Raw genomic sequence first — 22,975 nt, 5'->3', positions numbered from 1 at the left:
TTCGCGCATCGACAGGAATCTAGTCATGGCAAAACCTGCTGCTCGTACTCGTAAGAAAGTCAAAAAGACAGTGGTTGATGGCATCGCCCACATCCACGCTTCATTCAACAACACAATCGTGACCATTACTGACCGTCAGGGCAACGCCCTGTCCTGGGCTACCTCTGGTGGTTCAGGCTTCCGCGGCTCGCGTAAAAGCACCCCGTTCGCTGCCCAGGTGGCTGCTGAACGTGCTGGTCAAGCTGCGCTGGAATTCGGCCTGAAGAACCTCGACGTCAACGTCAAGGGTCCCGGTCCGGGTCGTGAGTCCGCTGTCCGTGCATTGAACGGCTGCGGTTACAAGATCGCCAGCATCACCGATGTGACACCCATCCCGCACAACGGATGCCGTCCTTCGAAGAAGCGTCGCGTGTAATCAGGAGACAGTGAGAAATGGCTCGTTACATTGGTCCCAAATGCAAACTGTCTCGTCGTGAAGGCACTGATCTTTTCCTGAAAAGTGGCGTCCGCGCCCTGGAATCGAAGTGCAACATCGAAGCAGCCCCAGGTATTCACGGTCAGCGCCGTGGCCGTCAGTCCGACTACGGCACCCAGCTGCGTGAGAAGCAAAAAGTTCGTCGTATCTACGGTGTGCTTGAGCGTCAATTCAGCGGTTATTACAAAGAAGCAGCCGGCAAGAAAGGCGCTACTGGTGAGAACCTGCTGCAACTGCTCGAGTGCCGTCTGGATAACGTGGTTTATCGTATGGGCTATGGTGCTACCCGCGCCGAATCCCGTCAGCTGGTTTCGCACAAGGCGATCAGCGTAAACGGTAAGACTGTAAACGTGCCGTCCTACCAGGTTAAAGCTGGCGACGTCGTTGCAGTTCGCGAGAAGTCGAAGAATCAGCTGCGCATTGTTCAGGCTCTTGAGCTGTGTGCCCAGCGTGGCCGCGTTGAATGGGTAGAAGTAGACATTGAGAAGAAGTCCGGCGTATTCAAAGCCGTACCGGTTCGCAGTGATCTGTCCGCTGACATCAACGAAAGCCTGATTGTCGAGCTCTACTCCAAGTAAGGGCTAGAAAATAGGTGCATCCATGCAGATTTCGGTAAATGAGTTCCTGACCCCCCGCCATATCGATGTGCAGGTGGTCAGTCCGACCCGCGCCAAGATCACACTCGAGCCTCTCGAGCGTGGCTTTGGACACACCTTGGGCAACGCGCTGCGTCGCATCCTGTTGTCCTCCATGCCTGGCTGTGCAGTAGTCGAGGCCGAGATTGACGGTGTACTCCATGAGTACAGCGCCATCGAAGGTATTCAGGAAGATGTCATTGAAATCCTGCTTAACCTGAAAGGCTTGGCTATCAAGTTGCACGGTCGCGACGAAGTGACGCTGACTCTGGCGAAGAAGGGCTCGGGTGTAGTCACCGCTGCCGATATTCAGCTGGATCATGATGTCGAAATCGTCAATGGCGACCACGTGATCGCCAACATGGCTTCCACTGGCGCGCTGAACATGAGGCTCACCGTAGCTCGTGGTCGCGGCTATGAGCCGGCTGATGCTCGTCAGAGCGATGAAGATGAAAGCCGCAGCATTGGTCGCTTGCAGCTGGATGCTTCATTCAGCCCGGTACGCCGTGTGTCGTACGTGGTAGAGAACGCTCGTGTTGAGCAGCGTACTAACCTGGACAAGTTGGTTATTGACCTGGAGACCAACGGTACTCTGGATCCTGAAGAGGCTATCCGCCGTGCCGCAACCATCCTGCAACAGCAGTTGGCTGCGTTCGTCGACCTCAAGGGTGACAGTGAGCCTGTGGTTATCGAGCAGGAAGACGAGATCGATCCGATCCTGTTGCGTCCGGTTGATGACCTGGAACTGACTGTACGTTCGGCAAACTGCCTCAAGGCAGAGAACATTTACTACATCGGCGACCTGATTCAGCGCACCGAAGTAGAATTGTTGAAAACGCCGAACTTGGGCAAGAAATCCCTGACTGAAATCAAGGACGTTCTGGCTTCACGCGGTCTTTCCCTCGGTATGCGCCTCGACAACTGGCCGCCGGCAAGTCTGAAGAAAGACGATAAGGCGACTGCCTGATCGTCATCATCACCGAACGTCAGTTTGGTAAGGAATTGAACCATGCGTCATCGTAAAAGTGGCCGTCACCTTAGCCGCACAAGCGCACACCGTAAGGCTATGTTCCAGAACATGGCGGTGTCGCTGTTCGAGCACGAGCTGATCAAAACTACTCTGCCGAAAGCCAAAGAGCTGCGTCGCGTTGCCGAGCCGCTGATTACTCTGGCTAAAGAAGACAGCGTTGCCAACCGTCGTCTGGCCTTCGATCGTACCCGTTCGAAAGCCATTGTCGGTAAGTTGTTCAACGACCTGGGCAAGCGTTATGCCACCCGTCAGGGCGGTTATCTGCGTATCCTCAAGTGCGGTTTCCGCACTGGCGACAACGCTCCGATGGCTTATGTTGAGCTGGTTGACCGTCCGGTCGGCGGCGCAGTAGAAGCTGCCGAGTAAGTTGTAGGTTGTAGAAAAAACCGGGCCTTGGCCCGGTTTTTTTGTTTTTGCGATGAATAATATTCCGCACGTCGTGTTTGATATTGTGTGCGCATGCCGGCTCGGGTAAGGTTCGTGGGTCTTCCGATCCCGCCGTCTTGCGGCCCCAATAAGAACAATTGCACATCATGTCTGAACCTACTGCGCTGAGTCTGATTCCCCCTGCTGTCGTGTTGATCCTGGCGGTCATGTTGCGACGGCCCATCCTGGCCCTGGTTCTGGGTGCCATCTCCGGTTTGATGCTGCTGTCGCCGGCCGAGACGTTGAACAACTTCTCCGAAATTTCCCTCAAGGTGATGCAGGACGAAACCATTGGCTGGCTGATCTTGGTCTGTGGCAGCTTCGGCGCGCTGATCGCCTTGCTGGTGCGTACCGGTGGGGCCCTGGCTTTCGGTTGTGCGGCGTTGAAGCTGGCCAAGGGGCGACGCTCCTCGCTGCTGATGACCTTTGCTCTGGGCGTGGTGATCTTCGTCGATGACTACCTCAATGCCCTGACTGTGGGCGAAACCATGAAGCGGGTCACCGACCGCTTCCGGATCTCCCGCGAGATGCTCGCCTATGTGGTGGACTCCACTGCGGCTCCGATCTGCGTGCTGGTACCGTTGTCGACCTGGGCGGTGTTCTTCGGCGGCCTGCTGGAGAGCAACGATATTGCCGCCACCGGCCAGGGCATCAGCGTGTATATCCAGGCCATCCCCTACATGCTCTATGCCTGGTTCGCGGTGATTCTGGTGCTGCTGGTAGCTGCCGGGGTGGTACCGGCCTTTGGTCCCATGCGCAAAGCCGAGATGGCCGCACGTCACGGTTCGGCCGGTGCCATGCACGTGGGCGAACTGAGCCCCGAACACAACTACTCGATGAAGTCGCTGGAGGAGGAATTCGAAGGGGCGGACAAGGACGGCGGCAGGCTTTACAACTTCCTGGTGCCGCTGTTCATGCTGATTGGCTTTACCGTCTATTTCGATATCGATGTATGGATGGGCATGCTGGCTACCCTGGCCATTACCGTGCCGTTCTACCTGCTGCAGCGCTTGATGTCTTTGTCCGAAATGCTCGATCAGATGATCGATGGATTCAAGACCATGCTGCCGGCCATCGGTATCGTGATCGCCGCCTTTATCTTCAAGGAGGTGTGCGATCAGTTGATGCTGCCGCAATATGTGGTGGAGTCGCTTAAACCCTATATGAGCCCGCAGATGCTGCCGGCCATGGTGTTTCTGGCCATGGCCGTGTTGGCCTTCGCCACGGGATCGTCCTGGGGCATCTTTGCCGTGACCATTCCCATTGTCATGCCCCTGGCCTATGCGCTGCAGGCAGATATCCCGCTGACCATCGGCGCGCTGCTGTCTGCTTCGGCTTTCGGTAGTCAGGCTTGCTTCTATAGCGATTCAACCGTGCTGGCCGCCCAAGGCTCGGGTTGTAACCTGATCAGTCATGCCATCACCCAGTTGCCCTATACCCTGATCGCAGCAGGCTTGGCCTTTGTCGGGTTTATCCTGATTGCCTGAAGGGGCCTAGGTAAAACGGGCCTGTTGGCCCGTTTTTGTGCGGATGAGATGAAAGAATATAACTATCGAGTTGTTACGCTTCATAAATTGGTTCCCTTGCTCAAGCGGGTCTAGGCTTGTTCCATTGTCGGCCGCAGTCGATGGGTCCGACCCGCTCAGGAGAAAGGAGAGAACAATGTCGAACCAAGGTAAATGTCCGTTCAATCACGTCGCTGGCGGTGGCACGACCAGCAAGGATTGGTGGCCGAACCAGTTGCGTGTGGATCTGCTCAATCAGCACTCTGAAAAGTCCAACCCGCTGGGCGAGAAGTTCAACTACGCCGAAGAGTTCAAGAAGCTCGACTACCAGGCGCTCAAGGCGGACCTGGTCAAGCTGATGACCGACAGCCAGGACTGGTGGCCGGCCGACTTCGGGCACTACGGCCCGCAGATGATCCGTATGGCCTGGCACGCCGCTGGCACCTACCGCACCACCGACGGTCGCGGTGGCGGCGGTCGCGGGCAGCAGCGTTTCGCTCCGCTGAACTCCTGGCCGGACAACGTCAATATCGATAAGTCACGTCGCCTGCTCTGGCCGATCAAGCAGAAGTACGGGCAGAAGCTTTCCTGGGCCGATCTGATTATCCTCGCCGGCAACGTGGCCCTCGAATCCATGGGCTTTCGTACCTTCGGCTTTGGTGCCGGTCGTGAGGACGTGTGGGAACCTGATCTGGATGTGAACTGGGGGGCCGAGACCGCGTGGCTGGGTGTGGATCCGCAGCGCGTCGTCGGCGACCGGGAACTGAGCGCGCCGTTCGGCGCCACCCACATGGGCCTGATCTATGTGAACCCGGAGGGCCCGAACGCCAGCGGTGACTACATGCAAGCGGCCAAGGACATCCGCTCTACCTTCCAGCGCATGGCCATGGATGACGAGGAGACCGTGGCCCTGATTGCCGGCGGTCATACCTTCGGCAAATGCCATGGCGCGGCGCCGGAGTCGCACAAGGGGCCGGAGCCCGAGGCGGCGCCGATCGAAGCGCAGGGCCTGGGCTGGATCAGCGACTTCGGTAGTGGTCACGGCAAGGACACCATCTCCAGCGGCATCGAAGTCACCTGGAGCAAGACCCCGACGCAGTGGAGCAACAACTTCTTCGAGAACCTGTTCAATTTCGAGTGGGAGCTGACCCAGTCGCCGGCCGGCGCCAAGCAGTGGGTGGCCAAGGATGCACCGGAGATCATTCCGGATGCGCATATCCCGGGCAAGTTCCACAAGCCGACCATGCTCACCACCGACCTGACCCTGCGCTTCGATCCCGAGTTCGGCAAGATCTCCCAGCGCTTCCTGAACGATCACCAAGCCTTCGCCGATGCCTTCGCCCGCGCCTGGTTCAAGCTGATCCACCGCGATATGGGGCCAAAGGCCCGTTATCTCGGCCCGGAAGTGCCGCAAGAGGATCTGCTTTGGCAGGACCCGCTGCCGGCGCCGGTCCATAACCCGAGCGCCGCCGATATCGCCGAGCTCAAGGCCAAGATCGCCGCCTGCGGACTGTCGGTGGGTGAGTTGGTCTCGGTAGCCTGGGCCTCGGCCTCGACCTTCCGCGGTAGCGACAAGCGCGGTGGTGCCAACGGTGCACGTCTGGCCCTGGCTCCGCAGAAGGACTGGGAGGTCAATCGGCGCGCCATCCAGGCCCTGCCCAAGCTGGTCGAGATCCAGAAAGCGTCCGCCAAGGCCTCGCTGGCCGACGTCATAGTGCTGGCCGGCAATGTCGGCGTGGAGCAGGCCGCCAAGGCCGCCGGAGTAAGTGTGGATGTACCCTTCGCGCCGGGTCGTGTCGACGCCCGCCAGGATCAGACCGATGTGGAGACCTTCGAGCCGCTCGAGCCGTTCGCCGACGGCTTCCGCAACTACCGCATGGGCAAGCTCGGCGTGCCGACCGAGGCCATGTTGGTCGACAAGGCTCAGTTGCTGACGCTGAGCGCACCGGAACTCACCGCGCTGGTCGGTGGCCTGCGCGTGCTGGGGGCCAACCATGACGGCAGTCAGCAGGGTGTGTTCACCGACCAGGTCGGCGTGCTGAGCAACGACTTCTTCGTCAACCTGCTGGACATGGGTATCGAGTGGAAGGCGGTGGATGGTGAGGCGGAAACCTTCGAGGGCAAGGATCAGGAGAGCGGCAAGGTGAAATACACCGGCACCCGCAACGACCTGGTCTTCGGTTCCAACTCGGTGCTGCGTGCATACGCCGAGGTCTACGCCAGCACCGACGGCAAGGAAAAGCTGGTCAAGGACTTCGTCGCTGCCTGGACCAAGGTGATGAATCTGGACCGCTTCGACCTCGCTTGAGCTGTTGTCGGTGGGGCGCCGTAGGGCGCTCCACCGGCTGCGTTCACCAACCCTGCGGCGCCTCCCTCGTGGAGGCGTCGTGCTTTTCGCTTGACCGTGGTGGGCGGCCAGCGGAGCATTCGGCCATTCCACGGTTGCAGCAAGGATCCCAGACATGCAGGGCCACATCGAAGTCATCGATTATTTGAAAATGCTGCTCAAAGGCGAGCTGGCGGCGCGCGATCAGTATTTCGTGCACTCACGCCTGTACGACGATTGGGGCTTCAGCAAGCTCTACGAGCGCATCAACCATGAAATGGAAGAAGAGACTCAGCACGCCGATGCGTTGTTGAAGCGGATTTTGTTTCTCGAAGGCACGCCGGATATGACCCCGGATCCCTTCATGTTTGGCCAGGCGGTGCCGGAGATGCTCAAGCTCGACCTGGCTCTGGAATACCAGGTGCGCGCGGCCTTGAGCAAAGGCATCGAGCTGTGTGAGCGGCACCAGGATTATCAGACCCGCGACATCCTCCTGGCCCAGCTCAAGGACACCGAGGAGGATCATGCCTACTGGCTGGAAATTCAGTTGGGCTTGATCGACAAGCTGGGCCTGCAGAATTACCTGCAGGCGCAGATGTAGGCGTTAGTTACCAGCGCTACGGCAGCACTGTTCCTCTATGGTTACGTCCCGGCTTACGCCGGGCTCAGGCTGGCCTGTGCAGGGGCGACGCGATCCCTTTCCAGCAGTGGTTTGAGGAAATAGCCAGTGTGCGACTGCGGCATCTCGGCGACGTCTTCCGGGGTGCCGCAGGCGATGATCTGGCCACCCTTGGAGCCGCCTTCCGGGCCGAGGTCGACCAGCCAATCGGCGGTCTTGATCACATCCAGGTTGTGTTCGATCACCACCACGGTATTGCCGTGATCGCGCAGGCGATGGAGCACGTCGAGCAGTTGCTGGATATCGGCGAAGTGCAGGCCGGTGGTTGGCTCGTCGAGGATATACAGGGTCTTGCCGGTGTCGCGCTTGGACAGTTCGCGCGACAGCTTGACTCGCTGCGCCTCGCCGCCGGACAGGGTGGTCGCGCTCTGGCCCAGCTTGATGTAGGACAGGCCGACATCCATCAGGGTCTGTAGTTTGCGCGCCAGGGCCGGCACGGCATCGAAGAACAGTCGGGCTTCCTCGATGGTCATTTCCAGCACCTCATGGATGCTCTTGCCCTTGTACTTCACTTCCAGGGTTTCGCGGTTGTAGCGCTTGCTCTTGCACACGTCGCAGGGCACGTAGATGTCCGGCAGAAAGTGCATCTCCACCTTGATCAGGCCGTCACCCTGGCAGGCTTCACAGCGGCCGCCCTTGACGTTGAAGGAGAAGCGTCCCGGGCCGTAGCCGCGCGAGCGCGACTCGGGCACGCCGGCGAACAGCTCGCGGATCGGGGTGAACAGGCCGGTGTAGGTGGCCGGATTGGAGCGCGGCGTGCGGCCGATCGGGCTCTGGTCGATATCCACCACCTTGTCGAGGTGCTGCAGGCCATCAACGCTGTCGTGAGCGGCGGCTTCCAAGGTGGTGGCGCCGTTCAGCGCCGTGGCGCTAAGGGGGTAGAGGGTGTTGTTGATCAGGGTCGACTTGCCCGAGCCGGACACGCCGGTGACGCAGGTCAGCAGGCCGATGGGAATATCCAGGTCGACATTGCGCAGGTTGTTGCCGCGTGCCCCTTTGATTTTCAGCGAGAGCTTCGTGTCCCGCGGCGTGCGCTTGTCCGGCACGGGAATCTTTACCCGCCCCGAGAGGTACTTGCCGGTTAGCGAATCCGGGTGGGCCATGACCTCGGCGGCGGTGCCCTGGGCGACGATCTGGCCACCATGCACCCCGGCACCGGGGCCGATATCCACCACATAGTCGGCCATGCGAATGGCGTCTTCGTCGTGCTCGACCACGATCACCGTGTTGCCGATATCGCGCAGGTGACGCAGGGTGCCGAGCAGGCGTTCGTTGTCGCGCTGGTGCAGGCCGATCGAGGGCTCGTCGAGGATGTACATCACCCCGACCAGGCCGGCGCCGATCTGGCTGGCCAGGCGGATGCGCTGGGCTTCGCCGCCGGACAGGGTGTCGGCGCTGCGGTCCAGGGTCAGGTAATCGAGGCCGACGTTGACCAGGAACTGCAGGCGTTCGCGGATTTCCTTGAGGATCTTTTCGGCGATCTCGCCGCGTCGTCCGGGCAACGCAAGGCTGCCAAAATACTCGGTGGCATCGCCAATCGGCATGCCGCTGACGGCGGGTAGGGTCCGCTCACCGACCCAGACATGCCGCGCCTCACGGCGCAGGCGGGTGCCGCGGCAGTCCTGACAGGCTTGGGTGCTGAGGAACTTGGCCAGTTCTTCGCGCACGCTGGCCGACTCGGTCTCGCGGTAGCGGCGGTCCAGGTTCGGCACTATGCCTTCGAACGGGTGGGAGCGCTTGACGATGTCGCCGCGGTCGTTCAGGTAGCGGAAGTCGACGTTCTGCGTGCCGCTGCCGAACAGGATGCATTTCTGATGCTCGGCGGCCAAGTCGTCGAAGGGGATCTCCAGGCTGAAACCGTAATGCCCGGCCAATGAGCCGAGCATCTGGAAGTAATAGACGTTGCGCCTGTCCCAGCCACGGATGGCGCCCTCGGCCAGGGTCATCTCGCCGTTGACCAGGCGCTTGATGTCGAAGAACTGCTTAACGCCCAGGCCGTCGCAGGTCGGGCAGGCGCCGGCCGGGTTGTTGAAGGAGAACAGCTTGGGTTCCAGTTCGCTGATCGAATGGCCGCACACCGGGCAGGCGAAACGCGCGGAGAAGATGATTTCCTCGCCGTCTTCGCCTTCCATGGGCGCCACCAGGGCCAGGCCGTCGGCCAGCTTGAGCGCGGTCTCGAACGACTCGGCCAGGCGCTGTTGCAGGTCGCCACGGGCCTTGAAGCGGTCGACCACGGCATCGATGCTGTGCTTCTTCTGCTTGTCTAGCTTGGGCAGTTCGTCCAGTTCGTAGATCTTGCCGTTGACCCGCACCCGCACGAAGCCCTGGGCGCGCAGTTCGTCGAATACCGCCAGGTGTTCACCCTTGCGTTCGCGGATCACCGGCGCCAGCAACATCAGCTTGCTGCCTTCGGGCAGGGCCAGCACCTGGTCGACCATCTGGCTGACGGTCTGCGCTTCCAGTGGCAGGTCGTGGTCCGGGCAGCGCGGAATACCGGCGCGGGCGTAGAGCAGGCGCAGGTAGTCATAGATCTCGGTGATGGTGCCGACGGTGGAACGCGGGTTGTGCGAGGTGGATTTCTGCTCGATGGAGATCGCCGGCGACAAACCTTCGATGGTGTCGACATCGGGTTTTTCCATCATCGACAGGAACTGCCGGGCATAGGCCGACAGCGACTCGACGTAGCGGCGCTGGCCCTCGGCGTAGAGGGTGTCGAAGGCCAGCGAGGACTTGCCGGAACCGGACAGGCCGGTAATCACGATCAGCTTGTCGCGCGGTAGGGTCAGGTCGATGTTTTTCAGGTTATGGGTGCGGGCACCCCGGATCACAATCTTGTCCACAAACAGCGGCCTCGCATGGCGGGCGGAAAACCAGTGAGTATACGGCCCTGTGACGCAGTGCGGCAAAGCGTGACGGCTGCGCCGCGTCGCGCAATGCCGAGGGCTGTTGACGCTTTGGGGCGGCCGCGACGCAGGTCCATTCGGCTGGGGCCGCCAGGTTGCGCGGCAAATGGCAGCATAGGGGTTGCCGCACTTGGCAAAGGAGCAGCATGCCCGGCGTCCTGCGTGATCGTCATGGCTGGGGTGAATGCCACACGTCCGCCGGGCGTGGCCTTGCCTGGTGCCATTTGCCACAGCAACGCGGCTCGCCGCGAAGCGTCAACAGCCCTTATAATCGCCGCCTATTTCATCAAGGCGTTTTCCATGCACGATCCCTACAGCGAGCGCATGAGTGGCGGTGAAACCCGTGCTGCCGCTGGGCTGGCCCTGGTATTTGCCTTCCGCATGCTTGGCATGTTCATGGTTCTGCCGGTATTGGCGACCTACGGCATGGAGTTGCGTGGCAGTACGCCGGCATTGATTGGCCTGGCCATTGGCGCCTATGGCCTGACCCAGGCATTCCTGCAGATACCCTTGGGCATGCTCTCCGACCGGATTGGCCGGCGTCCGGTGATCTATGCCGGGTTGCTGATTTTCGCCGCCGGCAGTCTGCTGGCAGCCAATGCCGACTCGATCTGGGGCGTGATCGCCGGCAGAGTGCTGCAGGGCGGCGGGGCGATATCCGCTGCGGTGATGGCGCTGCTCTCCGATCTGACCCGCGAACAGCACCGCACCAAGGCCATGGCCATGATCGGCATGAGCATCGGTCTGTCCTTCGCCGTGGCCATGGTGGTCGGCCCGCTGCTGACCCGTGCCTTTGGCTTGTCCGGCTTGTTCCTGGCAACGGCAGCCATGGCTCTGCTCGGCATCGTCATCGTCGCCGGGGTGGTGCCGCGTGCTGCCGGACCGCTGCAGCACCGCGAGTCCGGCGTCGCCCGCCAGGCGTTGTTGCCGACCCTGAAGCATGTCGACCTGTTGCGTCTGGACTTCGGCATCCTGGCCCTGCACGCGATTCTGATGGCCAGTTTCATCGCCCTGCCACTGGCGCTGGTGGAGCAGGGCGGGCTGCCCAAGGAAGAGCACTGGTGGGTCTACCTGACCGCGCTGCTGGTCGGATTTTTCGGCATGCTGCCGTTCATCATCTATGCCGAGAAAAAGCGCCACATGAAGCGCGTGCTGCTCGGCGCGGTGGCCGTGCTGCTGGCCTGTGAACTGTACTTCTGGCTGTTCGGCAACAGCCTGCGTGCCCTGGTACTCGGCACCGTGGTGTTTTTCACCGCGTTCAATCTGCTCGAGGCTTCGCTGCCGTCACTGATCAGCAAGGTTGCGCCTGCCGGCGGCAAAGGCACGGCGATGGGGGTGTACTCGACCAGTCAGTTTCTCGGCGCGGCGCTGGGCGGTATTCTCGGCGGTTGGCTGTTCCAGCATTACAGCCTGTCGGGGGTGTTCCTCGGTTGCGCCGCCATGGCTCTGCTCTGGCTAGTCTTTGCTGTTACTATGCGCGAACCGCCTTATGTCACCAGTCTGCGCTTGCCGCTTTCAGCCGCGGCATTGCACGAAGTGGGGTTGGCCGAGCGTTTACAGGCACTGCCCGGAGTGGCGGATGCTGTGGTGGTGCGTGATGAAGCGGCCATCTATATCAAAGTGGATACCCAACAATTGGATCGCATGTCCCTCGAGCGCCTGATCGAAGCGGCGCCGGCGACATGCTGACAGCTATAGGAGAACGTTATGGCCCGTGGGGTTAACAAAGTCATTCTGGTCGGTACCTGCGGACAGGATCCGGAAACGCGTTATCTGCCCAGCGGCAACGCCGTGACCAACCTGAGCCTCGCTACCAGCGAGCAGTGGACCGACAAGCAGACCGGCCAGAAGGTCGAGAAAACCGAGTGGCACCGTGTCTCGCTGTTCGGCAAGGTTGCTGAAATCGCCGGCGAATACCTGCGCAAGGGTTCGCAGGTGTATATCGAAGGCAAGCTGCAGACTCGCGAGTGGGAAAAAGACGGCATCAAGCGTTATACCACCGAGATCGTCGTCGACATGCAGGGCACCATGCAGCTGCTCGGTGGCCGTCCGGATAACGCCGGTGGCGATTCGGCGCCACGTCAGCAGCGCCAGCAGGCGCCGCAACGTGAGCCGCAGCGTGAACAGCAGCAGGCGCCGCGTCCGGCCCCGCAGCAGCAGGCCAAGCCGGCGCAGGATTTCGACAGTTTTGACGACGACATCCCGTTCTAGGCAATACCTGAGAGTGGTTCTGTAAAGCATCAACTGAAAACCCCTGTAGCTCTCACTCGGTTACAGGGGTTTTTCTATGCGCGCGAATAACGGCTCCTCCTGGCCATGCTGCGTCTGGGTTCGCCCCTCTGTTCGAGGTTCAGGTCGATGCCCGAGCGTTGCGCGCCGCGGCCTGTAGCAGCAGCCAGTCGACCAGTTCGGCTAGCTGGGTAGAGGGTTGCGGGCGCTCGGGGTAGACCAGGAAGTAGGCGTCGCCGGTGCGCACCTTCAGCTCGAAGGGGGTGGCCAGGCGCCCGGCTTCCAGGTCTTCGCCGATCAGCGACCAGTCGCCGATGGCCACGCCCAGGCCCTGCGAGGCCACCGTCATGGCCAGATCCAGGGTGTCGAAATGCTGACCCTTGCCGATGCTTTTGACCGTGCTGCCGGCGGCTTTCAGCCAGGCTTCCCAGTCGCGCTGGTCGCGCGTGGGGTGCAGCAGGGTGTAGCGCTCCAGATCGGCCGGCTGGCTGAGCGGTTGCGGGCCGCTGAGCAGTTGCTGCGCGCAGACCGGGGTCAGCAGCTCGTCGAACAGGTGGTGCGCCACCAGGCCGGGGTCGGGTTGATTGCCGAACACCACGGCGGCATCGAACTCCTCGCTGCGAAAGTCCACCGAGTGCTGCACGGTGGTCGTCAGCTCGACGGGCACGTCCGGGCGTTCGGCCTGCCAGTGCATCAGGCGCGGCAGCAACCAGCGCATTACGCAGGTCGGCGCCTTCAACCGTAGCGCCTCGCGCCGCGCGCCCACTCGTTCGACCGCCTCGCCGATCAGGCCGAATGCCTGCTGGATCTGCGGAAACAGCTCACGACCCTGGGCGGTCAGGCTGAGGCCGCGCGCCTGGCGCTGGAACAACGGGTAGCCCAGGTGACTCTCCAGACCGGCGATCTGCCGGCTTACCGCGCCCTGGGTGATGTGCAGCAGTTCGGCTGCACGGGTGAAGTTGCAGCACTGGGCGGTGACCACGAAGGTATGCAGCGCAGGCAGAGGTGGAAGCCGTTTCATGGAGACTCAGCTATGCAGTGAGGACATGCCTAGTATGACTATTTTTGCATTGTCCGGTGGTTGGGCAGGGGGTCAAATTGCAGCTTGCCTGCACTTTTCGCGCATCTGCGACGCATCCACACGGCCCGCTGAATCCTCGGGCGCGCAATGCGGCGAATGCAGAAGGCCTCAGCTACTGAACAGGAGAAAAGAACATGGCGACATGCGGCGAAGTATTGGTGAAGTTGCTCGAAGGCTATGGTGTCGAGCGGGTATTCGGCATCCCCGGCGTGCATACCGTCGAGTTGTACCGCGGGCTGGCCCGTTCGCCGATCGAGCATGTCACGCCGCGGCACGAACAGGGCGCCGGTTTCATGGCCGATGGCTATGCGCGCACCAGCGGCAAGCCGGGGGTGTGTTTCATCATCACCGGCCCGGGCATGACCAATATCGCCACGGCCATGGCCCAGGCCTATGCCGATTCGATCCCGATGCTGGTGATCTCCAGCGTGCAGGCGCGCAGCCAGCTCGGCGGTGGGCGCGGCAAGCTGCACGAGCTGCCGGCGCAGAGCAATCTGGTCGCCGGTTTCTCCGCCTTCTCCCACACCCTGCTGTCGGCCGCCGAGCTGCCGGCCGTGCTGGCGCGGGCCTTTGCCGTGTTCCAGGCGGCGCGGCCGCGGCCGGTGCATATCGAGATTCCACTTGACGTGCTGGTCGAGGAGGCCGACGAGCTGCTGGGCAGTCAGCCGATCGAACTGGCCCGGCCCGGCGCCAGCCCGGTTGCCATCGCACAGATGGCCCGCCTGCTGGCTGGTGCCCAGCGCCCACTGATCCTCGCCGGCGGCGGCGCGATAGACGCGGCGCCGGCGCTAACCCGCCTGGCCGAGCAGCTGCAGGCGCCGGTGGCGCTGACCATCAATGCCAAGGGCCTGTTGCCCTCGCGCCATCCGCTGTTGATCGGTTCGACCCAGTCGACCCTGGCCACCCGCGAACTGGTGGCCGAGGCCGATGTGGTGCTGGCGGTCGGTACCGAATTGGGCGAAACCGATTATGACGTGACCTTCGCCGGCGGCTTCGAGATTCCCGGCGCGCTGCTGCGCATCGACATCGACCCGGACCAGGCCGTGCGCAATTACCCGCCGACGCTGGCGCTGGTCGCTGACTCCGCGCTGGCGCTGGCGGCCTTGCATGCGGCGCTCGGCGCACAGGCCTTGGCCCCGCGTCGTACCGACTGGGGCAGTGCCCGCGCCACGCGCCTGCGCGAGACCCTCGAGGCCTCCTGGGATGCGCCTATGCGCGGGCAGACCAGCTTCCTGCAGACGGTGCTGGAGGTGCTGCCGGATGCCGTGTTGGTCGGTGACTCGACCCAGCCGGTGTACAGCGGCAACCTGACCCTGAACCTGGAGCAGCCGCGGCGTTGGTTCAACTCCTCGACCGGCTACGGCACCCTCGGCTACGCCCTGCCGGCGGCCATAGGTGCGCTGCTCGGCGACAGCCGCGAAGGCGCGCAGCGGCGCCCGGTGGTGTGCCTGATCGGCGACGGCGGGCTGCAGTTCACCCTGGCCGAACTGGCCAGTGCGGTGGAGGCGCGCGCGCCGATCATCGTCCTGCTGTGGAATAACCAGGGTTACGAGGAGATCAAGAGGTACATGGTCAACCGCGACATCGAGCCGGTGGGCGTGGATATCTTCACCCCGGACTTTGTCGCCGCGGCCAAGGCGCTAGGCTGCGAGGCGGAACGGGCGAATGATGCTGAGGCGTTGCGCGCGGCCTTGCGCCAGGCGAGCGAGTCGCCGTTGCCGACCCTGATCGAAATCGACCAGCAGGCCTGGATGAGCGGGATGGCGGCATGTTGAACAGCCGCCCGACACACAATGGCGCACTGGCCGGTCTGTATATCGGCGGGCACTGGTACAGCGGCGGCGACAGCCTGAAGGTGATCAACCCCGCCACCGAAGAGCTGCTGGCGAGCGTGGCCGGCGGCGATGCCGCGGCGGTCGAGCGGGCGGTGCGCGCGGCAAGTGAGGCTTTTCCGGCCTGGGGGCTCAGCGCCGGGGTCGTGCGGGGCGCCTGTCTGCGCCGGATCGCCGCCGGGGTCGAGGCGCGCCGCGAGCGCCTGATCCAGCTGCAGGCGCGCAACACCGGCAAGCCGTTGAGCGAGGCGGCGATCGATGTCGACGACGTGATCGCCACCTTTACCTATTACGCCGAGCTGGCCGAGGCGCTGGACACCCAGCAGGACGCCGCGGTGGAGCTGCCCAGCGGCGACTTCGCCGCCCGTCTGCGCCGCGAGCCCTGTGGCGTGGTGGGGCTGATCGTGCCATGGAATTTCCCCATGGTGACCACCGCCTGGAAGCTGGCTCCCGCCCTGGCGGCCGGCTGTACGGTGGTGTTGAAACCCTCGGAGGTGACCCCGCTGCCTGAATTGGAGCTGGCCGACATCATCGCCGAGAGCGGCCTGCCGGCCGGGGTGTTCAACCTGGTCTGCGGCACCGGTCAGGCGGTCGGGGCGCCACTGGCGGCCCATCCGGGGGTGGCCAAGCTGTCGTTCACCGGCAGCAATGCGGTGGGCGTGCAGGTCATGCAGCGCGCCGCCGAGACGGTCAAGGGCGTCAGTCTGGAGCTGGGCGGCAAGTCCTCGCTGCTGGTATTTGCCGACGCTGACCTGGATCTGGCCGTCGAGTTGGCCTGTGGCGGCGGTTTCTTCAACGCCGGGCAGATGTGCTCGGCGACCAGCCGGGTGCTGGTCGCCGATGAGCTGGCCGAAGAGTTCCTGGCGCGGTTGCAGATACGGGTCGAGGCGATCCGCGTCGGTGATCCGTTTGCGGCGGACGTGGAGATGGGCGCGCTGGTCAATCAGGTCCAGTACCAACGGGTCTGTCGGCATATCGCCGACGGCCTGGATGGCGGCGCGCGCTTGCTCAGCGGCGGTGAGCGTCCAGCTGGGCTGGCGCGGGGCTATTTCCTGCGGCCCACGGTGTTTACCGACGTGCCGCTGGACAGCGCCCTGTGGCGTGAGGAGATCTTCGGGCCGGTGCTCTGTGTGCGCAGCTTCAGCAGTGAGGCGGAGGCCATCGACCTGGCCAACGACAGCGAGTTTGGCCTGGTGGCCAGCGTGGTTAGCGGCGACGCGCGTCGTGCCGAGCGGGTCGCCAATGCCCTGCAAGCAGGCCTGGTGTGGATCAACGCGCCACAGGTGATCTTCCCGCAGGCGGCCTGGGGCGGCTTCAAACAGAGCAGCATCGGCCGTGAGCTGGGGCCTTGGGGGCTGCAGGCGTTCCAGGAAATCAAGCACGTGATTCGCGCCCTTTAAGCGGGCGTTTGTGGTGCATGCATGCCTGCTTTCAAGGCATGCATGCCGCGCATGGCTTCGATGACTATTTATCGATTGTTGGCCCGTCGAGCGCGCCGCAGGATGGCTCGGCCAGCCCAGGCCGCACCAGCGCGAGCAGGGCCTCGGGCCGGGTTGAACGGTTGATTGCGGGGAGCCCGGCAGCGGGTCGCAAGCTCCCGAAGACAGATAAAAATAAGAGGAAACTGCGATGAGCGAGCACGATTTCAGCAGAAGAACATTCATCAAGACGGTGGGTGTCGCGTCGGTGGCAGCCGCGGCCCTGTCCTTTCCCTTCATCAAGGCCAGCGCCGGCGACATGAAGTTTCACGGCAAGACCCTGCGCCTGCTCACCTGGTCCGACGACACCGGCCTGGCGGCGCTGCGCAATATCGCCGCGACCTTCGAAGCCAAGACCGGCGCCAAGGTGATCGCCGACCGCACCGGCAGCACCTCGGAGATGGTTGCCAAGCTCAAGGCCGGCGGTGATCGCCCGCAATACGACATCATCACCCTGGCCGGCGTCGGCGCCGAAGGCCTGGCCAGCGCCGGGCTGCTGGAAAAGCCCGACCTCAACCGCATCCCCAACCTGCGCGATGTGCCGGCGCAGTACCAGACCGGCGCCGACGGTCACGGCATCGGCTACCTGTTGTGGTGCAACAGCCTGATCTACAGCACCCGCACCGTGAAAGAAGCGCCGGACAGTTACGCCGCCCTGTGGGACAAGGACATGGCGCCGAACATCTTCCTGCCGCCGCCGAACTGGACCGAGGCCATGGACCTGATCATCATCGCCGCCAAGCTGGCCGGCGGTGACGCGCACAATGTCGAGCCGGGCTTCAAGCTGCTGGAGAAGCTCAAGGACCGGGTGATTACCCTGGGCGAGAACCCCAACCAGATCGCCGAGCTGTTCCGCACCGGGTCGCTGGACATGGGCGGCCTCTATGCGCCGGCCTTCTTCCCCAAGCAGATCCGCGATCCGTCTTATGGCCTGGGCGCCACCTTCGGCATGAAGGAGGGCTTCTACACCGACCTGATGCTCTCGGTCATGCCCAAGCACCGTCCGGGCGATACCGACCTGGCCTATGCCTTCATCGACCATTCGCTCGACCCGCTGGTGCAGGGCAAGATGGCCGAGGACATCTTCAACGGCCCGGTCAACGCCAAGGCGATCATCTCCGCCGAGGCGCGCAAGAGCCCGTACATCCTCACGCCCGAGCAGATCTCGGAGAAGGCGATCATGCACGACAACGCCTTCCTGGCCACCGTGCACGACCAGTGGATTCGCCGCTACACGGAAATCTTCTCTTCCTGATGTAGCTCCGCACACCGCGCAGCCGGCCTCCAGGCGCCTGCGCGGGGTGCGGCAACCTTCTGTACTGATGAGATTTCCGACATGGCACTTTCAACTCTGACCCGTCAGGTCGGCGTGGCGCCCCTGCGCCCGGCCAAGACGTTTTCCCCCACGGCACGCGCCTGGCTGTTCCTCTCGCCGGCGATGCTGTTCCTCGGCGTGCTGATTGCCGCCAGCCTGCTGGTGCTGCGCATGAGCGTCGGCACCAAGGGCGCGGAATGGAGCGGTTTCAGCCTGGCCAGCTACGCCCAGTTGCTCGAACCCTATTACCTCAAGTCGCTGCTGCTGACCCTGCGCCTGGCCCTGGTCAGTGCGCTGATCGCGGTGCTGCTGGCGATTCCGGTCGGCTACTGCATGTCGCGCCTGCAGTCGCCGTTGTTGCGCCGGGTGTTCCTCGCCGCGGTGCTGTTGCCGTTGCTGGTCAACCTGCTGCTGCAAAGCTACGGCTGGTTGGTGATCCTCGGTCCGGGCGGGATGGTCAACCAGGCGCTGATGGGCCTGGGCCTGATCGACCGGCCGGTGATGCTGCTGTACAACCAGACGGGCGTGCTCATGGGCCTGGTGCAGACCGCCTTCCCGTTGGCGGTGCTGCCGATCGCCAGCGCCATGCGCGGCGTGTCGCGCAGCTACGAAGAGGCGGCGGCGACCCTCGGCGCCAGCCGGGCGCAGGTGTTCCGCCAGGTGGTGTTGCCGATGAGCCTGCCGGGCATCATCACCGGCGCCACCCTGGTGTTCGCCTACAACGCCAGCAGTTTCGTGGTGCTCCTGCTGCTGGGCGGCCGGCGGGTGCCGATGCTGGCGGTGATGGTGCATGACCAGATCGCTCCGCTGATGAACTGGCCCGCCGCCTCTGCCGCCGGGGTGGTGCTGATCGTCACCACGCTGGCGATCATGACCTTCTCCGAATTCGTCACCGGCCGTCGCCGGCGCATCCTGGAGGCTTCGCAATGAGCAGTCCACTCAAGAGCCTGTTGCGCGCTGCCGCCCCGTTGCCGGGGGAAACCGGGCGTTTTGCCATGGGTCTGTCCGGGTTCATCCTGCTGCTGGCGGTGCTGCCGATCCTGAGCATGATCGTGATGTCGTTCAGCGGCGCCTCGAACCTCGATTTTCCGCCGGCCAGCTACAGCCTGCAGTGGTACAAGGCGGCCTGGAACACCTTCGTTTCGCCGGACGCCAGTGACGTGCTCAGCCTCGGTCAGGCGCTCACCACCAGTCTGCTGGTGGCCACCCTGAGCATGCTGTTCGCCACCCTGGTGGCGGTGCCGGCCGCCTATGCGTTGGTGCGCTGCGAGTTTCGCGGCAAGGCGGTGGCGCTGCAGCTGATGTCGCTGCCGCTGGTGTTTCCCATGGTGGTGCTGGGCCTGGCGCTGTTGCTGATATTCGACAACCTGCCGTTTCAGCTCAGCACCTCGCGGCTGGTGATCGCCCATGTGATCCTCGCCTTGCCGTTCGTGGTGAAGAACTGCACCGCGGCCATGCTGTCGATCGGCAACGAGGTCGAGGAGGCCGCGCAGATGCTCGGCGCCTCGCCGCTGCGCGCCATCGTCGACGTGGTGGTGCCGCTGATGCGCTCGGGGATTCTGGCCGGGATGCTGCTGGCCTTCATCATCTCGTTCAATGAATTCACCGTGACCTACTTCCTCTACAACATCGACGTGATGACCGTGCCGATCTGGATGTACAGCCGCACCGTGTCCTCCCTCGATCCGACCGTTTTCTCGTTCGCCGTGTTGATCGTGCTGATCGACTTCGCCCTGATCTGGGCGCTGGAGAAGCTGGTTGGCGACGGTGGCGTGTCCTTTTAATTCAGCCGGGCAGGCCCTGGCGGCTTGCCGGCAACTGCTTAGTGGAGGTGCCGCATGAGCGGATTGGTTCTAGAAAACGTTGAAAAACACTATGGCTCGGCCTGCGCCGTGACCGACGTCAACCTGCACCTGCCGGAGGGCAAGCTGGTGTGCTTCCTCGGCCCCTCGGGCTGTGGCAAGACCACCCTGCTGCGCATGATCGCCGGGCTGGAAACCCTCAGCGCCGGCGAGATCCGCCTGGATGGCCAGGACATCGGTCACACCCCGGCGCATCAGCGCAACTTCGGCATGGTGTTCCAGTCGCTGGCGCTGTTCCCGCACATGACGGTCGGCGAAAACATCGCCTATCCGTTGAAGTTGCGCGGTGTGAACAAGGCCGATCAGCAGGCGCGGGTGAGCGAACTGCTGCAGCTGATCCAGTTGCAGGAAATGCTCGACCGGCCGGTGGCCAAGCTCTCCGGTGGGCAGCGCCAGCGCGTGGCAATTGCCCGGGCGATTGCCGCGCGGCCGAAACTGCTGCTGTTGGACGAGCCCCTGTCGGCACTGGACGCCAAGCTGCGCGAATCCATGCAGGTGGAGATCCGCCAGCTGCAGCAGCGCCTGAATATCACCACCATCCTGGTCACCCATGACCAGCGCGAGGCCATGACCATGGCCGATATCGTGGTGGTACTCGGCGAACATCGGGTGCAGCAGGTCGGCACGCCGATCGAGATCTACCGCAATCCGGCCAACGCCTTCGTCGCCGACTTTATCGGCAGCGGCAATATCTTCCCGGCGATCGCCCTGGGCCACGGCCGGGTCGGCCTGCCAGGCGGTGCGGCGCTGCAGGTGCCGATCTGCGAGAGCATTCACGCCGGCACCAGTATCAAGATGCTGGTGCGCCCGGAAGACCTGCAGTTGTCGCTGCCCCAGGCCACTGCCGGCAACCGTCTGCAGGGCACCGTGACCTTCGTGCGCGACAGCGGCGCGACCATCGAAACCACCATCGCGTGTTCCGGCGTCTCGCTGACCGCGCTGAGTACGCCCTGCCAGGGCATCGGCCTGGGTATTGGCAGCCCGGTGTCGGTGACCATCCCGGCCGAAGCCTGTCGGGTACTGACCGCCTGAGCGCATGCGAGTGTGCTGCTGACAGCGCGTTTGCCCAGCCAATGGAGGGTGGGTGAAGCTGTCTGCAGAGCGCCGTCGTGCCAGGGCCTCTTGCCAGGCCCTGGCTGGCTTTGCCGCTGCTGTCGCGCACTGCGGGGTACGCGGCTAATGACGGCGTGCGCGTAAACCCGCAAAATGCGACACTTTGGCGCGATGTCAGCGTCTAATTTTGATAATGCCAAACCGGGAGAGAGGCGGTGGTCGGGGGTCAGGGGTGATGAGCAAGGGGGCGTGGCCAGCGTGATGCCGGGTTGCCCATTGCAGTCGCCTGACGGGTTCGGCCGTTGCGAGACACCATGCGTATGCGTTTAATGCTATTGGGTGGCGGTAATGCCTTGGGGCAGGCACTGATCCGTCTCGGCGCCGAGGAGGACATCGGCTTCCTCGCGCCGCGTCCGCCGGAGTCCGGCTGGGATGCCGCCAGCCTGACCCAGTTGCTGGACGACACCCGGCCCGACGCCCTGATCAACCTGGCTTACTATTTCGACTGGTTTCAGGCCGAAGGGGTGAGCGAGGCACGTCTCGCTGCCCAGCAACAGGCGGTTGAGCGGCTTGCCGAGCTTTGTCAGCATCATGAGATTCGCCTGCTGCAGCCGTCCAGTTACCGGGTGTTCGATGGTTCGCGGGTTACCGCCTACAGCGAAAGGGAAGAGCCGGTGCCCCTGGGCGTGCGTGGTCAGGCCTTGTGGCGCCTCGAGCAGAGCGTGCGCGCGGTATGCCCGCGGCATGTGCTGTTGCGCTTTGGCTGGTTGCTGGATGAGAGCCCGGACGGTCAGCTCGGGCGTTTCCTGGCGCGTGCCGAGCGGGATGAAAACATCGAGCTCGCCGATGATCGGCGCGGCAACCCGACCCCGGTCGACGATGCGGCGCGGGTGATTCTCGCCGTGCTCAAGCAGCTCGATTGCCAGACGCCGCTATGGGGGACGTTCCATTATGGCGGCCACGAAGCCACCACCTCGCTGGCCCTGGGTCAGGCGGTGTTGAGCGAGGCGCGCCACTTCCGCAGCAATCTGCTCGACGAAATCACGGCGCAGGCCCATGCCGCGCGTCCGGATGCTGCCGAAGAGCCGCAGCATGCGGTGCTGGCCTGCAAGAAAATCCTGCATACCTTCGGTATCAAGCCGCGCGCCTGGCGCTCCGGGCTGCCGAGCCTACTGGATCGCTACTATCGCCATGTCTGATGCACCTATCCTGATTACCGGCGGCGCCGGCTTTATCGGCTCGCACCTGGTTGACGCGCTATTGGCGCAAGGCCATACGGTGCGCGTGCTGGACAATCTATCCATGGGCAAGCGCGCCAACCTGCCGCTGGATCACCCACGGCTGCATCTGCTCGAGGGCGATGTGGCCGATGCTGCCCAGGTCGATCAGGCCGTGGCCGGTTGTGCTGCGGTGGTGCACCTGGCCGCAGTGGCCTCGGTACAAGCCTCGGTGGACGATCCGGTGAGCACGCACCAGAGCAACTTCGTCGGCACCCTCAACGTCTGCGAGGCCATGCGCCGGCACGGCGTCAAGCGCGTGGTCTATGCCTCGAGTGCGGCGGTCTACGGCAACAATGGTGCAGGCCAGGCGATTGATGAGGACACGGCCAAGGCGCCGTTGACCCCTTACGCCTCGGACAAGCTGGCCAGTGAGCATTACCTGGACTTCTATCGCCGTCAGCATGGCCTGGAACCGGCGATTTTCCGCTTCTTCAATATATTCGGTCCCCGTCAGGATCCGTCATCCCCCTACTCCGGGGTGATCAGCATCTTCACCCAGCGGGCGCAGCAAGGCTTGCCGATTCGGGTGTTTGGCGATGGCGAGCAGACGCGCGACTTCTTCTATATCGGCGATCTGCTGGCGCTGCTGACCCAGGCGCTGGGCATGCCGCAGGTTGTAGTGGGGGCGGTGAATGTCGGCTGGAATCAGGCGGTCAGCCTCAACCAGCTGTTGGCCGAGATCGGCAGTTTGTGTGGCGGCTTGCCGGCAGTCGATTATCAGGCGGCGCGGCCCGGCGATATCCGCCACTCGCGGGCCAATACTCAGCGTTTGCAGGATTGCTACCAGCTGCCACCGACGACACCGATGCGTGAGGGGTTGCGCAGGCTATTGGCGCTAGACTGATCTGTAGCGACAAAAAAGCCGG

General features: G+C 63.3%; 19 protein-coding genes. 17 read left to right on the top strand and 2 right to left on the bottom strand.

Annotated features, from left to right (window positions below; all coding sequences use genetic code 11):
* The first annotated feature begins 25 nt into the window (after positions 1–25).
* From rpsK to bfr, 7 genes are all read left to right on the top strand, one after another.
* Positions 26–415: a 30S ribosomal protein S11 gene (gene rpsK, locus PH586_RS17565; protein WP_079204538.1), complete on the top strand. Its 390-nt coding sequence runs from the start codon at positions 26–28 to the stop codon at positions 413–415.
* A gap of 17 nt (positions 416–432) precedes the next feature.
* The gene (gene rpsD, locus PH586_RS17560; protein ID WP_090505816.1) at positions 433–1,053 is read left to right on the top strand and encodes a 30S ribosomal protein S4; all 621 of its coding nucleotides are present in this window, start codon (positions 433–435) and stop codon (positions 1,051–1,053) included.
* A gap of 22 nt (positions 1,054–1,075) precedes the next feature.
* Positions 1,076–2,077, top strand: a complete 1,002-nt coding sequence (locus PH586_RS17555) for a DNA-directed RNA polymerase subunit alpha (protein WP_079204540.1) — start codon at positions 1,076–1,078, stop codon at positions 2,075–2,077.
* A gap of 42 nt (positions 2,078–2,119) precedes the next feature.
* On the top strand, positions 2,120–2,506 hold the full coding sequence (gene rplQ, locus PH586_RS17550; RefSeq protein WP_025167705.1) for a 50S ribosomal protein L17: 387 nt from the start codon (positions 2,120–2,122) through the stop codon (positions 2,504–2,506).
* Between the two features lie 167 nt (positions 2,507–2,673).
* A complete protein-coding gene (locus PH586_RS17545) occupies positions 2,674–4,053 on the top strand; it encodes a Na+/H+ antiporter NhaC family protein (protein WP_271349056.1) in 1,380 nt (459 codons plus the stop codon).
* A gap of 175 nt (positions 4,054–4,228) precedes the next feature.
* Positions 4,229–6,379, top strand: a complete 2,151-nt coding sequence (katG, locus tag PH586_RS17540) for a catalase/peroxidase HPI (protein WP_271349055.1) — start codon at positions 4,229–4,231, stop codon at positions 6,377–6,379.
* A gap of 154 nt (positions 6,380–6,533) precedes the next feature.
* A complete protein-coding gene (gene bfr, locus PH586_RS17535) occupies positions 6,534–6,998 on the top strand; it encodes a bacterioferritin (RefSeq protein WP_271349054.1) in 465 nt (154 codons plus the stop codon).
* A gap of 53 nt (positions 6,999–7,051) precedes the next feature.
* Here bfr and uvrA read toward each other — a convergent pair whose 3' ends face one another.
* Positions 7,052–9,916 carry an excinuclease ABC subunit UvrA gene (gene uvrA, locus PH586_RS17530; protein ID WP_271349053.1) on the bottom strand — a complete coding sequence of 955 codons (2,865 nt, stop codon included), beginning with the start codon at positions 9,914–9,916 and terminating at the stop codon, positions 7,052–7,054.
* A 363-nt stretch (positions 9,917–10,279) separates the two neighbouring features.
* On the opposite strand from uvrA, the gene PH586_RS17525 reads away from it, so the two are divergent.
* Together PH586_RS17525 and PH586_RS17520 are read left to right on the top strand one after the other, a co-directional pair.
* Entirely contained in the window at positions 10,280–11,668 is a 1,389-nt protein-coding gene (locus PH586_RS17525) for an MFS transporter (protein ID WP_271349052.1), read from the top strand.
* Positions 11,669–11,686: 18 nt separating this feature from the next.
* Entirely contained in the window at positions 11,687–12,190 is a 504-nt protein-coding gene (locus PH586_RS17520; RefSeq protein WP_238042662.1) for a single-stranded DNA-binding protein, read from the top strand.
* A 139-nt stretch (positions 12,191–12,329) separates the two neighbouring features.
* Here PH586_RS17520 and PH586_RS17515 read toward each other — a convergent pair whose 3' ends face one another.
* Entirely contained in the window at positions 12,330–13,229 is a 900-nt protein-coding gene (locus PH586_RS17515) for a LysR substrate-binding domain-containing protein (RefSeq protein WP_271349051.1), read from the bottom strand.
* 194 nt (positions 13,230–13,423) lie between these two features.
* Between PH586_RS17515 and PH586_RS17510 the strand changes: the two genes are divergently transcribed.
* The 8 genes from PH586_RS17510 (at position 13,424) to PH586_RS17475 (ending at position 22,953) form a co-directional block, all read left to right on the top strand.
* On the top strand, positions 13,424–15,064 hold the full coding sequence (locus PH586_RS17510) for a 5-guanidino-2-oxopentanoate decarboxylase (protein ID WP_271349050.1): 1,641 nt from the start codon (positions 13,424–13,426) through the stop codon (positions 15,062–15,064).
* Positions 15,058–16,521 carry an aldehyde dehydrogenase family protein gene (locus PH586_RS17505; RefSeq protein ID WP_271349049.1) on the top strand — a complete coding sequence of 488 codons (1,464 nt, stop codon included), beginning with the start codon at positions 15,058–15,060 and terminating at the stop codon, positions 16,519–16,521. Before PH586_RS17510 ends, PH586_RS17505 begins: the two co-directional genes overlap by 7 nt.
* A gap of 229 nt (positions 16,522–16,750) precedes the next feature.
* A complete protein-coding gene (locus tag PH586_RS17500) occupies positions 16,751–17,854 on the top strand; it encodes an extracellular solute-binding protein (protein ID WP_271349048.1) in 1,104 nt (367 codons plus the stop codon).
* A gap of 81 nt (positions 17,855–17,935) precedes the next feature.
* Entirely contained in the window at positions 17,936–18,844 is a 909-nt protein-coding gene (locus PH586_RS17495; protein ID WP_408636977.1) for an ABC transporter permease, read from the top strand.
* Positions 18,841–19,698, top strand: coding sequence for an ABC transporter permease (locus tag PH586_RS17490; RefSeq protein WP_271349047.1), 858 nt, complete (start codon positions 18,841–18,843; stop codon positions 19,696–19,698). Before PH586_RS17495 ends, PH586_RS17490 begins: the two co-directional genes overlap by 4 nt.
* Positions 19,699–19,752: 54 nt before the next feature.
* A complete protein-coding gene (locus PH586_RS17485; RefSeq protein WP_271349046.1) occupies positions 19,753–20,808 on the top strand; it encodes an ABC transporter ATP-binding protein in 1,056 nt (351 codons plus the stop codon).
* A gap of 335 nt (positions 20,809–21,143) precedes the next feature.
* Positions 21,144–22,028: a sugar nucleotide-binding protein gene (locus PH586_RS17480; RefSeq protein WP_271349045.1), complete on the top strand. Its 885-nt coding sequence runs from the start codon at positions 21,144–21,146 to the stop codon at positions 22,026–22,028.
* Positions 22,021–22,953 (top strand): NAD-dependent epimerase/dehydratase family protein, encoded by a 933-nt coding sequence (locus PH586_RS17475; RefSeq protein ID WP_271349044.1) that lies wholly within the window; start codon positions 22,021–22,023, stop codon positions 22,951–22,953. The genes PH586_RS17480 and PH586_RS17475 overlap by 8 nt, the downstream gene beginning before the upstream one ends.
* The last annotated feature ends 22 nt before the right edge of the window (positions 22,954–22,975 follow it).

The sequence above is a fragment of the Pseudomonas aestuarii genome, assembly GCF_027988105.1.
GTDB lineage: Bacteria > Pseudomonadota > Gammaproteobacteria > Pseudomonadales > Pseudomonadaceae > Aquipseudomonas > Aquipseudomonas aestuarii.
The sequence above is the reverse complement of the archived record's forward strand: the minus strand, read 5'-3'. Positions and strand labels throughout refer to the sequence as shown.

Coding starts and splice junctions, on each gene's coding strand:
- PH586_RS17495 (WP_408636977.1), top strand. CDS start 17,936: ATGGCACTTTCAACTCTGACCCGTCAGGTCGGCGTGGCGCCCCTGCGC.
- katG (WP_271349055.1), top strand. CDS start 4,229: ATGTCGAACCAAGGTAAATGTCCGTTCAATCACGTCGCTGGCGGTGGC.
- PH586_RS17480 (WP_271349045.1), top strand. CDS start 21,144: ATGCGTATGCGTTTAATGCTATTGGGTGGCGGTAATGCCTTGGGGCAG.
- PH586_RS17475 (WP_271349044.1), top strand. CDS start 22,021: ATGTCTGATGCACCTATCCTGATTACCGGCGGCGCCGGCTTTATCGGC.
- PH586_RS17510 (WP_271349050.1), top strand. CDS start 13,424: ATGGCGACATGCGGCGAAGTATTGGTGAAGTTGCTCGAAGGCTATGGT.
- PH586_RS17545 (WP_271349056.1), top strand. CDS start 2,674: ATGTCTGAACCTACTGCGCTGAGTCTGATTCCCCCTGCTGTCGTGTTG.
- rplQ (WP_025167705.1), top strand. CDS start 2,120: ATGCGTCATCGTAAAAGTGGCCGTCACCTTAGCCGCACAAGCGCACAC.
- rpsD (WP_090505816.1), top strand. CDS start 433: ATGGCTCGTTACATTGGTCCCAAATGCAAACTGTCTCGTCGTGAAGGC.
- PH586_RS17555 (WP_079204540.1), top strand. CDS start 1,076: ATGCAGATTTCGGTAAATGAGTTCCTGACCCCCCGCCATATCGATGTG.
- PH586_RS17490 (WP_271349047.1), top strand. CDS start 18,841: ATGAGCAGTCCACTCAAGAGCCTGTTGCGCGCTGCCGCCCCGTTGCCG.
- PH586_RS17525 (WP_271349052.1), top strand. CDS start 10,280: ATGCACGATCCCTACAGCGAGCGCATGAGTGGCGGTGAAACCCGTGCT.
- PH586_RS17505 (WP_271349049.1), top strand. CDS start 15,058: ATGTTGAACAGCCGCCCGACACACAATGGCGCACTGGCCGGTCTGTAT.
- PH586_RS17485 (WP_271349046.1), top strand. CDS start 19,753: ATGAGCGGATTGGTTCTAGAAAACGTTGAAAAACACTATGGCTCGGCC.
- rpsK (WP_079204538.1), top strand. CDS start 26: ATGGCAAAACCTGCTGCTCGTACTCGTAAGAAAGTCAAAAAGACAGTG.
- PH586_RS17500 (WP_271349048.1), top strand. CDS start 16,751: ATGAGCGAGCACGATTTCAGCAGAAGAACATTCATCAAGACGGTGGGT.
- bfr (WP_271349054.1), top strand. CDS start 6,534: ATGCAGGGCCACATCGAAGTCATCGATTATTTGAAAATGCTGCTCAAA.
- PH586_RS17520 (WP_238042662.1), top strand. CDS start 11,687: ATGGCCCGTGGGGTTAACAAAGTCATTCTGGTCGGTACCTGCGGACAG.
- PH586_RS17515 (WP_271349051.1), bottom strand. CDS start 13,229: ATGAAACGGCTTCCACCTCTGCCTGCGCTGCATACCTTCGTGGTCACC.